Annotated in this window: 8 protein-coding genes and 5 pseudogenes; 4 read left to right on the top strand and 9 right to left on the bottom strand. The window is 63.7% G+C overall.

Features of this window, described 5'->3' with window-relative positions:
- Positions 1-30: 30 nt before the first annotated feature.
- Positions 31-1119: pseudogene (gene srmL / locus ACZ5KU_RS05985) on the bottom strand (PheS-related mystery ligase SrmL).
- Positions 1120-1514: 395 nt separating this feature from the next.
- Here srmL and ACZ5KU_RS05980 point away from each other — a divergent pair.
- Entirely contained in the window at positions 1515-2135 is a 621-nt protein-coding gene (locus ACZ5KU_RS05980; RefSeq protein ID WP_054058471.1) for a hypothetical protein, read from the top strand.
- A gap of 166 nt (positions 2136-2301) precedes the next feature.
- A complete protein-coding gene (locus ACZ5KU_RS05975; protein WP_054058472.1) occupies positions 2302-2991 on the top strand; it encodes a DUF4197 domain-containing protein in 690 nt (229 codons plus the stop codon).
- Between the two features lie 39 nt (positions 2992-3030).
- On the opposite strand, the pseudogene ACZ5KU_RS05970 reads toward ACZ5KU_RS05975, so the two are convergent.
- Both ACZ5KU_RS05970 and ACZ5KU_RS05965 read right to left on the bottom strand, forming a co-directional pair.
- Positions 3031-6101 (bottom strand): annotated as a pseudogene (locus ACZ5KU_RS05970) (efflux RND transporter permease subunit).
- Between the two features lie 5 nt (positions 6102-6106).
- Positions 6107-7207, bottom strand: coding sequence for an efflux RND transporter periplasmic adaptor subunit (locus tag ACZ5KU_RS05965; protein WP_054058474.1), 1101 nt, complete (start codon positions 7205-7207; stop codon positions 6107-6109).
- A gap of 93 nt (positions 7208-7300) precedes the next feature.
- Between ACZ5KU_RS05965 and ACZ5KU_RS05960 the strand changes: the two are divergent.
- Positions 7301-7935 (top strand): annotated as a pseudogene (locus ACZ5KU_RS05960) (TetR/AcrR family transcriptional regulator).
- A gap of 80 nt (positions 7936-8015) precedes the next feature.
- Here the strand turns inward: ACZ5KU_RS05960 and ACZ5KU_RS05955 are convergent.
- Complete coding sequence (locus ACZ5KU_RS05955) at positions 8016-8798, bottom strand: class I SAM-dependent methyltransferase (protein WP_054058476.1); 783 nt, start codon at positions 8796-8798, stop codon at positions 8016-8018.
- 93 nt (positions 8799-8891) lie between these two features.
- Here ACZ5KU_RS05955 and ACZ5KU_RS05950 point away from each other — a divergent pair, with 93 nt between their 5' ends.
- A complete protein-coding gene (locus tag ACZ5KU_RS05950) occupies positions 8892-9506 on the top strand; it encodes a hypothetical protein (RefSeq protein WP_054058477.1) in 615 nt (204 codons plus the stop codon).
- 16 nt (positions 9507-9522) lie between these two features.
- Here the strand turns inward: ACZ5KU_RS05950 and ACZ5KU_RS05945 are convergent, their stop codons facing one another.
- The 5 genes and pseudogenes from ACZ5KU_RS05945 to adk all read right to left on the bottom strand — a co-directional run bounded on the left by ACZ5KU_RS05945 (position 9523) and on the right by adk (position 13193).
- Positions 9523-10350 (bottom strand): isocitrate lyase/PEP mutase family protein, encoded by an 828-nt coding sequence (locus tag ACZ5KU_RS05945; protein ID WP_054058478.1) that lies wholly within the window; start codon positions 10348-10350, stop codon positions 9523-9525.
- Positions 10351-10383: 33 nt separating this feature from the next.
- Positions 10384-11252, bottom strand: a pseudogene (locus ACZ5KU_RS05940) (DUF72 domain-containing protein).
- A gap of 13 nt (positions 11253-11265) precedes the next feature.
- A complete protein-coding gene (locus ACZ5KU_RS05935; RefSeq protein ID WP_054058480.1) occupies positions 11266-11565 on the bottom strand; it encodes a hypothetical protein in 300 nt (99 codons plus the stop codon).
- A 215-nt stretch (positions 11566-11780) separates the two neighbouring features.
- Positions 11781-12454, bottom strand: a pseudogene (gene tsaB / locus ACZ5KU_RS05930) (tRNA (adenosine(37)-N6)-threonylcarbamoyltransferase complex dimerization subunit type 1 TsaB).
- A 91-nt stretch (positions 12455-12545) separates the two neighbouring features.
- Positions 12546-13193: an adenylate kinase gene (gene adk, locus ACZ5KU_RS05925; RefSeq protein WP_017905009.1), complete on the bottom strand. Its 648-nt coding sequence runs from the start codon at positions 13191-13193 to the stop codon at positions 12546-12548.
- Positions 13194-13466: the final 273 nt, after the last annotated feature.

Genomic DNA, 13466 nt, shown 5'->3' with positions numbered 1-13466 from the left:
GGGGTTCATCGCGCAAAGGCTGTGCGCAACTCAGCCGTTGCGATATCCACCCCCCGCCTTTCCCTCGTGCATGGCATGCTGGATATCGTTATAGAGTTGATTGGCCTCCTGGGCCGTAATGGATCTGGCGCAGTCTCTCAGGACGATTCTCAAGAGCACGTTTTCCTGCCCTTCGAGCATGCCCAGACGATCCAGTGCCTGCGGTGGCAATGGCCCATGGCTCCAGCGTCCCAGCAGGCGCATCTCTTCAATCCAGCCACTACGCACACCGGCGGCCTGCAACATCGACTCGGTCAGTTCCTCCTCGCTCTGTCCCGGCGTCACGGCCAGCGAGATATCGCGAGTGACCGAAGGCAGACGAGAGACCGGCACCCAGGGATCGAGGCTATTCATTTGTGCCTGGATACGGGGCAGAGGGTCCCTGAGCAGGCGGATATCGGGAATTCCCTTGCGCAACATCGCCAGACGATCCAACCCCATGCCCATGGCCAGGCCTCCATGCTGAAGCGGATCGAGCCCGAGTCTTTCGAGCAGGGAGCGGGCGATACAACCACACTCAAGCACCTCCACCGACTGCTGCGCCGAGACGACATTGATCTCGATCCCCCCTCGGTGTAGTGGTGAGGGCTGTCCTGACACGTCCAGGCATGATCGGGCAGCGCGGCCTTCAGAACATCGCCGACCAGCTTCAGCAGCGACTCCCGGCAGGACAGCGGTGGATCACCCCATGACCCAAATGTCCATCTGGTGCGGTTGCGCACAATGGAGACGGTCGCGCGTGTCGCGCCTGAACGTAATACCGGGGGCAGCGAGCAGCATGGTTTCCCCCGGCTTTCGCGCCCTTGCTGCCTCGACCAGTGCGGGAGGAATCAGACTGGTCGTCTGGGTTCGCAACAATTGTGATTCGCTGATCCAGCGGGTGTGGTCGCTGCCGAGAGTGACTTCGTCAGGCGCATAGCCAAGCAGGGCGTAGTTCTGCTCGGCGGTGACGATCCGCGGTCCGCGGATAACCCGGGGAGCCGGCCAACCCTGTGCCTCAAGCCCGCCGAGCACACACTGGGCAATCAGCCCCACCGCATGCACAGGTACCTCGAACTCGGAAAGATCGGCAATCTGCATGGCCTGGCTGATTTGCGCGTCGCACAGGTATCGTCTGGATGACATGGGTTCACTCCACGGTTCTCAAGCGCAATACATGTATCGCACCCGCCGCAACGCCAGCGATAACCCCATGTCCTTTTCTGTCGTAGCAACAAGGATCAGTAAATGTCGGGCTATTCCGACAAGAACTGTAAAAACACGCTCTTGCCCACAGCTGGCAACACTCGGCTGCAGGCAGCCCTGCAAGGCGACAGGCACAGGGCCAATCAGCCGATCTACATCAGATAACCGGCAACCCAACGACAGACAATTCGGCAAAGCAACAACGATATTTCATCGCCGAATTTCCCCGGCAAACACTCGTATAGACTGGACCCTGCGTTGCCTTTGACGCGTTCGATAAGGATATCGAGATGACTGCGAAAAACCTCGTCACAGCTGTTTTCCACTTTCCGCCGGACTATGCCATTCCGGCCCGGGCGCAAACCCGGATCACCCTGCGCAACCGCGATACCCATGCCATCCTCGGCACCTGGAGCAGCGCCGACCTGCCATCACGCAGCCCCTGGCGCTTCGTGTTCGAACTGCCCCAGGACCTGCGCTACAACAGCAGGATAGAGATCGAGTTCGACATGAGCGTCGATGGCGCCTCGCTGCTGGCCGACATCCGCTACAACTTCAGATGGCGCAAGGACAACCAGGAGGCGAGCTTTCACCTGAGCCCACCTGGCTACCTGTACCTGAGCGCGGCGCTGGTGCCGCTGATCGGCACGGACGAGAACACCCTGGCCAACCTGAAACTGGTCGCCCTCAACGACTCCGGCCTGCCGCCTTACATCCTCTGCGAGGAGATCACCCTGCTCAAGGGCGCGATCCCCCGCTACCTGCGTTATGACCCCAGCCGGGTCAAGCCCGGCCAGCTCTACGAAACCCAGGGCAGCTTCGGCAGCCGGCGCAAGTTCACCATGAAACCCATTCCCCGGACCGTCGTATTGCAGAAGGAAAAGCCACAGAACCTGACCCTCAGGGCCTGAAGCCCGGCAATGTCTTCGATCAGCGCTCGCATCGAACTCGCCGGCCAGCTACTGTTATCACCAGCGGACAGCCCGGCGCCCGTTCGAGCGGCCTGTTTCCACAGCCTTCGCCGAAGCGTGCCGACTCCGCCCGGTCATTTTCTCTTTTCGCATAAGGAAGCTTTCCATGCTCCGTCCTTCCCTACGTCTGGCCAGCCTCTGCGCCGGCCTGCTGATCTCCGCCAACGCGCTGGCCCTGTCCCTGGGCAGCCTGTCCCAGGGCGAAGCCTCGGGCGGGCTCAAGGACGCCCTGGCCCAGGGGGCCGTCGCCGCCGTCACGACGCTCGGCAAGCCGGGTGGCTTCAGCAACAACCCTGAAGTGAAGATCGAACTGCCGGGCAAGCTGGGCAAGGTCGCCAGCAAGATGAAGCAGTTCGGCATGGGTGCCCAGGTCGACCAGCTGGAAACCAGCATGAACAAGGCGGCCGAGGCAGCCATGCCCCAGGCCCAGGCGCTGCTGGTGGATGCGGTGAAGAAGATGACCGTGAATGACGCCAAGAGCATTCTCAGCGGCGGCAAGGACTCGGCCACGCAGTACCTGGACAAGACCAGCCGCGAGCAGATCCGCGCCAAGTTCCTGCCGATCGTCAAGCAGGCCACCGACCAGGTCGGCCTGGCCCAGCAGTACAACTCGTTCGCCGGGCAGGCGGCGACCCTCGGCGTGATCGACGCCAAGAGTGCCAACATTGAAAGCTACGTGACCGAAAAGGCGCTGGACGGTCTGTTCAAGCTGATCGCCCAGAAAGAGGAAGGTATCCGGGCCAACCCGGCTGAAGCGGCTACCAGCCTGGCGAAGAAGGTGTTTGGCGCGCTGTGATGCAGCAGCGGGAGCCAGCGCGCTGGCTCCCGACTGACCTCATCCCCCGGCGGCGGTCTTCTTCACCCGGAACCAGCCGGCATACAGCGCCGGCAGGAACAACAGGGTCAGGGCCGTCGCCACGATCAACCCACCCATGATCGCCACCGCCATCGGTCCGTAGAACACGCTGCGCGACAGTGGAATCATCGCCAGCACCGCCGCCAGCGCGGTCAGCACGATCGGCCGGAAGCGCCGTACCGTCGCCTCGATGATCGCCTGCCACTGTGACATGCCGGCCCGGATATCCTGTTCGATCTGGTCCACCAGAATCACCGAGTTGCGCATGATCATCCCGGACAGGGCAATGGTGCCGAGCATCGCCACGAAACCGAACGGCTGGCGGAACACCAGCAGGAACAGCGTCACGCCGATCAGTCCCAGCGGCGCGGTGAGGAACACCATCGCCACCCGCGAGAAGCTGCGCAATTGCAGCATCAACAGGGTCAGCACCACCACGATGAACAAGGGGACGCCGGCGTTCACAGACGCCTGGCCCCGCTCGGAGTCCTCCACGGTACCGCCCACGTCCAGCAGATAACCGTCCGGCAGCTCGGCCCGGATCGAATCCAGGGTCGGCATGATCTGCTTGACCAGGGTCACCGGTTGCTCCTGGCCATAGATATCGGCGCGGACCGTCACGTTCGGCAGGCGGTTGCGGTGCCAGATGACGCCTTCCTCGAAACCGTACTCCAGCGTCGCGATCTGCGACAGCGCCACACTGGTGCCGTTGTCGGTGGGCACCGCCAGGCTCGACAGTGCCGACAGCTCGCTGCGCTCGTGCACGGTGCCACGCAGCAGGATCTCGATCAGCTCGTTGTCCTCGCGGTACTGGCTGACGGTCGAACCGGTCAGTGAGCTGCGCAGGAAGCGCGACAGGTTCGCCGTACTCACCCCCAGGGCCCGGGCACGGTCCTGATCGACATTCAGGTAGACCACCTTGCTCGGTTCTTCCCAATCCAGGTGCACGTTGACCACATGGGGGTTCTCGCGCACCTTGGCCGCCACCTTGCGGGCCAGGGCCCGAACCACCTCGATGTGCTCGCCGGTGACACGGAACTGGACCGGGTAGCCCACGGGCGGACCGTTCTCCAGGCGCGTGACCCGCGCACGCAGGTCGGGGAACTGCTCGTTGAGCGTATCGATCAGCCAGGTCCGCAGTTTTTCCCGGTCCTCGATGGTCTTGGCCAGCACCACGAACTGGGCAAAGCTGGCCGCCGGCAGTTGCTGGTCGAGCGGCAGGTAGAAGCGCGGCGAACCGGTACCGACATAGGCCACGTAGTTGTCGATGCCGTCATGCCCCTTGAGCAGACTCTCCAGGCGCTTGACCTGCTCGGCGGTGTTGCTCAGCGACGCGCCCTCGGCCAGCTTGAGGTCGACCATCAGCTCCAGTCGCCCGGAAGCCGGGAAGAATTGCTGCGGCACGAAGCGGAACAGTGCCACCGAAGCCACAAAGGCCAGAACGGTCAATACGATCACCGTCTTGCGCCGCCGCACGCACCACTCCACCAGGCGCCGCACCCGCTGGTAGAACGGCGTGGCATAAGGGTCCGGCTGATCGGCGCCATGCTTGGCAGCGTGGATCTTCGCCAGGTCCGGCAGCAGCTTCTCTCCCAGATAGGGCACGAACATCACGGCGGCGATCCACGACGCCAGCAGGGCGATGGTCACCACCTGGAAGATCGAGCGGGTGTACTCGCCAGTCCCGACTGCGCGGTGGCGATCGGCAGGAAACCGGCGGCGGTGATCAGCGTACCGGTCAGCATCGGGAACGCCGTGCTGGTCCAGGCGTAGCTCGCCGCCTTGAGCCGGTCGAAGCCCTGCTCCATCTTGATCGCCATCATTTCCACGGCAATGATCGCGTCGTCGACCAAAAGGCCGAGCGCCAGCACCAGGGCGCCGAGGGAAATCTTGTGCAGGCCGATGCCCAGGTAGTACATGGTGGCGAAGGTCATCGCCAGCACCAGCGGAATCGCCAGCGCCACCACCATCCCGGTACGCACGCCGAGGGAGAAGAAACTCACCAGCAGCACGATCGCCAGGGCTTCCACCAGCACCTGGACGAACTCGCCGACGCCGGTCTTGACCGCCGCCGGCTGGTCGGAAACCTTGCTCAGGTGCATGCCCGCCGGCAAGCTTTTCTGGATACGGGCGAATTCGGCTTGCAGCGCCTTGCCCAGCACCAGAATGTCGCCACCGTCGTTCATCGCCACGGCCAGGCCAATGGCATCTTCACCCATGAAACGCATGCGCGGGGCGGGCGGATCGCTGAAGCCGCGGCGGACCTCGGCGAAATCGCCGATACGCAGGGTCCGGTCGCCGACCCGGATCGGCAGGTTGCGAATCTCGTCGACGCTCTTGAAGTTGCCACTGACGCGCAGTTGCACCCGCTCCGTTGGTGTTTCGAAGAAACCCGAGGTGGAAACCGTGTTCTGCTCCTGCAGCGCCTGCTGGACTGCCGCCATCGGTACCCCGAGAGTGGCCAGCTTGACGTTCGACAGTTCGATCCAGACCTTTTCGTCCTGCAGCCCCAGCAGGTCGACCTTGCCCACATCCTTGACCCGCTGCAGCTGGATCTGGATGCGGTCGGCGTAGTCCTTGAGCACCGCGTAGTCGAAACCGTCGCCGGTCAGCGCATAGATATTGCCAAAAGTGGTACCGAACTCGTCGTTGAAGAACGGCCCCTGTATATCCGGCGGCAGGGTCTGGCGGATGTCGCCGATCTTCTTGCGCAACTGGTACCAGAGCTCGGGGATCTGCGCCGAGTGCAGCGAGTCGCGGGCCATGAAGGTCACCTGGGACTCGCCTGGCCGGGAGAACGACATGATCCGCTCGTATTCGCCGGTCTCCATCAGTTTCTTTTCAATGCGTTCGGTGACCTGCCGCGAAACTTCCTGGGCCGTGGCGCCTGGCCAGTTGGTCTGGATCACCATGGCCTTGAAAGTGAACGGCGGATCTTCGCTCTGGCCAAGCCTGGTGTAGGACATGGCCCCGACCATCGCCAGCAGCAGCATCAGGAACAGGACGATCTGGCGGTTGCGCAATGCCCATTCGGAAAGATTGAAACCCATCGGGACTACTCCTTGGCCGCCAGGTTGACGACGCGGTTGGAGCGGTCCACCGGACGCACCTGTTCCCCTTCGTGCAGCACGTGCACCCCGGCCGCCACCACCCAGTCGCTGGCACTGAGGCCTTCGAGCACCGGCACGCTCTTCTCGCCGAAGGCGCCAACCCGCACCGGGGTGCGCTTGAGGGTGTTGTCCGGCTGGACTTTCCAGACATAGGCGGCGCCGTTTTCGGCCGTGAGTGCCGATAACGGCACCGACAGCGGCACGGCACCGGCATTCTGGACGAAGACCCGGGCACTCTGCCCCAGCTCGGCAGGGATCTTTCCGGAACTGAAGGCGATGCGCGCGGCGAAGGTCCGGGATTTCGGATCAGCCGCCGGCGACAGCTCGCGGATATGCCCGTTGAAGCGCTGGTCCGGCTGGGACCAGAGTTCGACGGCCACCTCCTGACCGACCTTGAAGCGGCCAAAGGCCTGTTCCGGAAAACTGATCAGCACCTCGCGCTCGCCGTCGGCGGCCAGGGTGAAGACCGTCTGGCCGGCGGCCACCACCTGGCCGACCTCGACCTGGCGCCTGGCGATCACGCCATCCTGAGGAGCCCGCAGCACCGCATAACCGGCCTGGTTGCTGGAGACATCGAATTCCGCCCGGATCTGCTTCAGCCGGGCCTCACCGGCACGGTAGGCATTTTCCGCATTGTCGTATTGCGAGCGGCTGACCATCTGCCGCTCCAGCAGGGTCTTGTAGCGGTCGCGCTCGGAGCGCACCAGGTTCAGGTTCGCCTCGGCAGCCGCCACCTGGGCCCGGGTGGCCTCCAGTTGCAGGCGCACATCCTGCGGATCGAGCTCCGCCAATGGCTGGTTGGCCTTGACCCGCTGCCCCTCCTCGACCAGGCGCCGGGCCACCTTGCCAGCGATACGAAACGCCAGTTCGGGTTCGAAGCGGGCGCGCACCTCACCGGGATAACTGTCCATGGCCTGAGCCGACAACTGCGGCTGAACCACCATGGCGGGACGCACGGTAACCTGAACCGCCTCTTCGCGATCACAGCCCACGAGGAAAAACGCTAGACTGGCGGGTAACACAAGGGGCAGGACATAGCGGAACATGGTGGAGACCCTTCGCTAAAGAGTGCTTGAAATAATTATACTGGCCAGTATGGTATTTATACCAAACTGACCAGTCCAGTATTAAAGTGAAAAATGTCCGACAATCTTTCTGTGCCCAGCGGCCCGGGTCGCCCAAGGACCTGGCAAAACGCCAGGCCATTCTTGAAGCCGCGAAAGATCTGTTCCTGAGCAATGGATACGCCAGCACCAGCATGGATGCGGTGGCAGCAGCGGCAGGTGTTTCGAAGCTGACGGTCTACAGCCACTTCACTGACAAGGAGACCCTGTTCTCGGCCGCGGTGGTGGCCAAGTGCGAGGCGCAGCTACCCGAACTGCTGTTCGCCCTGCCCGAGGGCGTCCCGGTCGAATCGGTGCTGCTCAATATCGCCCGTGGCTTCAATCAGCTGATCAACAGCGACGAGTCGGTGAACCTGCATCGCCTGATCATCGCGTTGGGCAGCCAGGATCCCAGGCTGTCGCAGATTTTCTTCGAGGCCGGCCCACAGCGGATGCTGAGCGAAATGGAGCGACTGCTCAGCAGAATCCATCAGAGCGGGGTCCTGGTCATCGACAAGCCGCACCGCGCCGCCGAGCACTTTTTCTGCCTGCTCAAGGGCGCGGCGAACTTCCGCGTGCTGTATGGCTGCGGCGAGCCATTGAATGCCGAGGACAGCGAAGCCCATGTGCGCGAGGTGGTGGGCTTGTTCATGCGGGCCTATCGGCCCTGAGCCGGTTCCTTTCGCGGGCGAGCCGCCCCACGGCAATGACATGATCCACTGTGGAAACGGGCTTGCCCGCGAAGAGGCCTTCAGGGCTTGAGCGCTTTCTTCGGGTAGATATCGTAGCGGCTCGACTTGCCCTCCAGGCCGTGACTGGGCTTGGGCCCGTCGATGCACGGTGCCTTGCGCGGGCGCTTGACCACCACCCGGTGGGTCGCCAGGGCCAGGGCGGCCTCCAGCAGCGCGGGGGCGTCCGGGTCATCGCCCACCAACGGCCGGAACAGACGCATTTCCTTCTTCACCAGGGCGGTTTTCTCACGGTGGGGAAACATCGGGTCCAGGTAGATGACCTGCGGCGGCTCGCCCTCCCAGTGGCGCATCACGTCGATCGAGTTGCCCTTGAGCAGACGCATGCGGGACACGATCGGCGCCACCTCCGGATCCTCCAGGGCACGGGCCAGGCCATCCTCCAGCAGGGCACCGATCAGCGGCTGGCGCTCGACCAGGCTCATGTCGCAGCCCAGGCTCGCCAGAACGAACGCGTCCTTGCCCAGCCCGGCCGTGGCGTCCAGCACCCGTGGGCGCACGCCCTGCTGGATACCGACCGCCTTGGCGATCATCTGCCCGCTACCACCACCGTACAGGCGCCGGTGCGCCGCCCCGCCCTCCACGAAATCCACCCGAACCGGCCCCGGTGCATCCGGCCCCAGTTGCTGCAACTGCAAACCCTGCCCGCCGACCTGCAGGGCGAACTCCGCCTCGGGTTCCTGCAATGGCAGTTCCAGACGCTGGGCCCAGGCCTGGGCCTGGTGTTCAAGCCCTGCGGTCAAGGCTTCGACTCGGATCCGCACGGCCGTCTGCTGCTCACTCATGAAAAACACGCTCAAAAATTTAATGATCGGCGAAAACGGCCGATAACAGAATTATCCGGCATTTTGCCAGAGCTTGGGTCACGACCGAGAACCATGTCAGACATTCAGCGCACATCCATAGGTTATCTATCGCCCGTCGGCGATTACGGCCTGCGAAACTCCCAGGCACTGAGTGGCGTCAGCCACCTGTGGCAGGATTTCTTCGCCCGTGCGCTGGCTGAACAGGTAGGGGATGCACCAAGGCAGGCGGTGGCCGAACTGCCGGCCGATGGCCCGGTCGAACCGACCGCCGGCGCCGAGACCCTGGCGCAGATCGTCGAGCAACTGCACTGCAATGTCACCGACAATCCGGTCCGGCCACCAGAGCCGCTGTTCCTGCCGATCGCCGAGTTCGAACTCGACCTGCTGAAAAAACCGGCACCGCCCTATCCGGATGACGAAATCATCGCCCAGCAGCGGCAACAGGATTTCGAGAGCGAGTGGGTTCGCCCGCTCGTCCTCACCGCCGGCCAACCACAGCCCGAGCCGGGCCCGGCACCACAGAAGCGTCCGCTGCACCTGCCGATCGCCGAGTTCGAGCTGGACCTGCTGGAGAAACCGGCGCTGCCGTACGACGAGCAAACCCTGGTCAAGCAGCAGCAGGACCTGGACTACGACCTGAACTGGGCACGCCCGCTGGTGGCGCACAACCTGCGTCTGGCGGCCTGAGCCGCCGGCACCGGCCTCAGCCCTTGAACATCTGATTGATCCTGCCGAACGGGATCGCCTGCTCGGCGAAACCGAAGCTGCCCTGCTCAAGGATCTCCTGTGCAGCCTGGTAAAACGCCCCGTACGCCGCACGCGCCAGCGCCGAACCGACGCTGATGCGCTTGACCCCCAGCGCACTCAAATCAGCCACCGACAACGACACGCCACCGGACATCAAGACGTTCACCGGCTTGGGCGCCACCGCCTTGACGATCGCGCGAATCTCCTCGGCCGTGCTCAAGGCCGGGGCATACAGGACATCAGCGCCGGCCTCGGCAAAGGCCTGCAGACGGCGGATGGTGTCATCCAGGTCCCGACGCCCGACCAGAAAGTTTTCCGCCCGGGCCGTCAGGGTGAAGTCAAATGGCAGGCTGCGCGCCGCCGCTACCGCCGCCTCGATCCGCTCGACCGCCTGATTGAAGGGGTAGATCGGTTCTTCGGGATTGCCCGTGGCGTCCTCGATCGAACCACCGACCAGGCCCACTTCAGCGGCCATCAGGATCGTCTGGGCGCACCCTTCGGGACTGTCGGCGTAACCGTTTTCCAGGTCTGCGGCCACCGGCAGCGGCGTGGCCTTGGCAATCACATGGGCATTGTCCAGGGCATCGGCGCGGCTGACCGCACCTTCCGCATCCGGACGCCCCAGGGAAAAAGCCAGCCCGGCGCTGGTGGTGGCCAGGGCTTCGAAACCCAGGGCGGCGAGCATCTTCGCCGAACCGGCGTCCCAGGGATTGGGGATCACAAAGGCTCCGGCACGCTCGTGCAGGGTCCTGAAGGCTTGGGCTCGACGGTTTTGCGCATCCATATGACCAGCTCCTGGCAGAAGAGACGAGTGCCTTCAGAGCAGACCGAGTTGCTCCGCGGCGGGCTCTCTGTATAGCGCAGGCAGGGCTGGCAGGCCAGGCAAACGTTCCTTCAGGCGCTCGTGAAAACGCTGCGCGAGTTTCGGTGCAAGCAGATTGTCAGCCGTGTGCAGGAAGATATACGGCGTACGCCCCTCCTCGATCCAGACAGCGACCTTTTCGACCCAGGGGGTCATGAAGGGCTCGTTCGCCGCCAACTCCGGATGGCCGATGAAGCGTACCTGCGGGAACGGGGTGAAGGCCGCCGGCCGCGGCGGCACCCTGGGCTTCTTGGACTGGGCATGCAGCACCGCAGGCTCGGTCGAGGTGCAACTGAACAGTGCCCGCGGATCGAGGCAGATGCGCTCCACTACGCGGTCCAGCAGCAACCGGTTGAGCATCCGCTCGGCATCGCCCTTGGCGAAGAACTCGGGATGGCGGACCTCGACGGCCAGCGGCTGCTGCAGGCTGTCGATGAAGCCGGCCAGTTCGCTCAACCGATGAGGGGCGAAACTCGCCGGCAATTGCAGCCACAACGGCGATACCCGCGCCCCAGCGGCTTGAGCAGTTGCAGGAACTCCTCGGCCGCCGGCACCTGGGCCCGCAGGTCGCCGCCATGACTGATATCGCGGGGAAACTTGGCAGTGAAGCGAAAGTGCTCCGGCATGGTCTGCGCCCAGCGCTCCACCGTGCCCGGCGAAGGCCGGGCATAGAACGTGGTGTTGCCTTCGACGGCGTTGAAGACCTGGGAATACAGATCGAGAAAGTCCGTCGGACGGGCGTTTTCCGGATACAGGAACTCGCGCCAGGCGTTTTCACTCCAGGACGGACAACCAAGGTAGTAGGGAAGAACTGAATCGGTCATGCCACCGATTAGATCAGATATGCAGGTCCAGTCCCAACACTTCCATGTCCCACTCGACGAAACCGGCGGTGGTCAGATAGCTGGCCAGGGCCGTGGCGACGCTCCGGCTCATGGAACGGGGAAAGATCATGTCCTGCGGACGCGCTGGCAGGTTGGCCAGACGTTCACCGGCAGCCTCGGCGCGGGCAGCGACTTCGGACAGATCGTCACTGTCGCCGCCCAGCAGTTCCTCATCGGCATCCACCACCACGCCGCCCTTGCGGGGCTTGCGCTTGATGGAATAGGACTGTGATGAAACGCCGTCTATACGCATTGTGGCATGCTCGGAGTCGATGATGGCAATTTAGCAGTACTTGCCGTACGTGGCTATTGTCCAATTGATAACCAGACCACATAACCAATAAAAGGTTTTCACACAACGCCGCCTGCGTGTGCAAAACATGACGTACGGCACATTTTTGACTACTGCGCACGACCTCCCGAGCGCCCGGATTAACCTTCAGTGTAGCTTGGAAATTTGCTCCGGCCTCAGCGCGCCTTGGGCGTGGCGACCTTGTCACGCAGGTAGACCGGCTGTGCCTGGTCGGCAACGATGGCCTCGCCGCGCGCCCAGGCGAAGCGCGCCAGGCTCAGCAGGTCCTGGGCGTCAGGCAGCATGCCAGCATCCTGGCCGCTGACCGCGACCTTGATCCGCTCGCCATAGCCCCAGCCCGTGCCCGCACCGAACCAGGCGCCAACAGCCCCTCCGGGAGCGCCGCGACTTCCGGCGGCAGCACCGCTTCGACGCCGGCCAGGCGCATCTCCCCGGCCTCCTCGCGATAGCAGCCCCAATACACTTCATCCATCCGCGCATCGATGGCCGCGGCGACCTGGCCGGCGCCATGCTCGCGCAGTGCCCGCTGGGCCAGCACCGCCAGGTTGGAGACCGGCAACACCGGCCGGTCCAGGGCGAAGGCCAGGCCCTGAACCACACCGATGGCGATCCGCACTCCGGTAAAGGCGCCCGGGCCACGGCCAAAGGCGATCGCATCCACCGCCGACAGGCCGATCCCGGCATCCGCCAGCAGTTGCCGGATCATCGGCAGCAGCTTCTGCGCATGCAGGCGCGGGATCACCTCATAGTGGCTCGTCACCTTGCCATCATGCAGCAAGGCGACGGAGCAGGCTTCAGTCGCGGTGTCCAGGGCCAGCAAGGTGCTCATCGGTGTTTCCGTCAGGTCAGAATGAAAAAGTGCAACAGTATAAACAACAACAGCCCGCAAGCGGGCTGTTGTAGAGAGGCAGAGGCAACGATCAGTTCAGCGCTTCGAGCACCTTGCCGGTGATCGCCTCGACCGAGCCGACGCCAGCGATGTGGCTGTACTTCGGCTTGCCCTGGGCCGCCGACAGCTTCTGGTAGAAGTCCACCAGCGGCTTGGTCTGGGAGTGATAGACCGACAGGCGATGGCGAACGGTTTCCTCGGTGTCGTCCTTGCGCTGCACCAGCTCTTCGCCGGTCACATCGTCCTTGCCTTCGACTTTCGGCGGGTTGTAGACGACGTGGTAGACACGCCCGGAAGCCTCGTGAACGCGACGGCCGGCAATACGCTGGACGATCTCTTCGTCGTCGACGGCGATCTCGACCACGTGGTCCAGCTCGACACCGGCCTGCACCAGGGCTTCAGCCTGGGGAATGGTGCGCGGGAAACCGTCGAACAGGAAACCCTTGGCGCAATCGGCCTGGGCAATACGGTCCTTGACCAGCGCGATGATCAGGTCATCGGAAACCAGGCCGCCGGCATCCATGATGCCCTTGGCCTTGACGCCCAGCTCGGTGCCGGCCTTGACCGCGGCACGCAGCATGTCGCCGGTGGAGATTTGCGGGATGCCGAATTTCTCGGTGATGAACTTAGCCTGAGTACCTTTACCGGCCCCGGGAGCTCCCAGCAGAATGACGCGCATCGATGTGCTCCTCAATTTTTTATTTAGAAACGCTCGGATTCGCCGCGTGGGGCCAATCTCAACAATAGGGTGACAGCCGCCCAAACGGCCAAGGGCTGATCAAGATACACAGCCGACCGACCCCACACAAGCCGCCCAAAGTCGCAACGACCCGGGCCCCCGCAACCGTGCAAACCTGCTACCGCGGGTCGCAAGGTGACAACAAAGTGTCGCACGTACGGCCACGACCGCACCTGACCGGGCGGTCGTGGCCTTGCCCAAGCCTGCAAGCCG

The organism is Pseudomonas sp. Tof1, assembly GCF_055390395.1.
Note: the sequence above shows the minus strand (reverse complement) of the source record. Positions and strands in the feature narration are given on the sequence as shown.